The organism is Polaromonas sp. P1_G2 (genome assembly GCF_056405515.1).
Map to the genome: position 1 here is coordinate 1 of NZ_JBFUBY010001220.1, position 439 is coordinate 439.

The window sequence follows — 439 nt, forward strand, 5'->3', positions numbered from 1 at the left end:
ATCTTATGGTCGCCCCTGTGAATCGGGGGACCCTCATGCCAGCATTTCCACGCTTTACCGCCATTGCCCGCGACCTGCCGACGACCGTGCCGTTCGTTGGGCCGGAGGCGATCGAACGCAATCGCCATCTCAAGGTCAAGGCGCGCATCGGCGCCAATGAAAGCGGCTTCGGTCCTTCGCCTACGGTCAAGGCGGCGATGATCGCAGCGGTCGAGGAGACGTGGAAATATACCGATCCCGAGAATTTCGAGCTGCGAGAGGCGATCGCCCGTCATCACGGTGTTTCGCGCGAGCAGATCAATGTCGGCGCCGGCATTGACGGCATCCTCGGCGAAATCGTCCGGCTGATCATCGAGCCGGGCATGCCGGTCGTGACCTCACTCGGCGGCTATCCGACCTTCAACTATCATGTTGTCGGCTTCGGCGGGCAGTTGGTGAC

Annotated in this window: 1 pseudogene; it reads left to right on the forward strand. The window is 61.7% G+C overall.

Features of this window, described 5'->3' with window-relative positions:
- Positions 1–35: 35 nt before the first annotated feature.
- Positions 36–439 (forward strand): annotated as a pseudogene (locus AC1D0P_RS29860) (hypothetical protein); the annotation flags it as partial.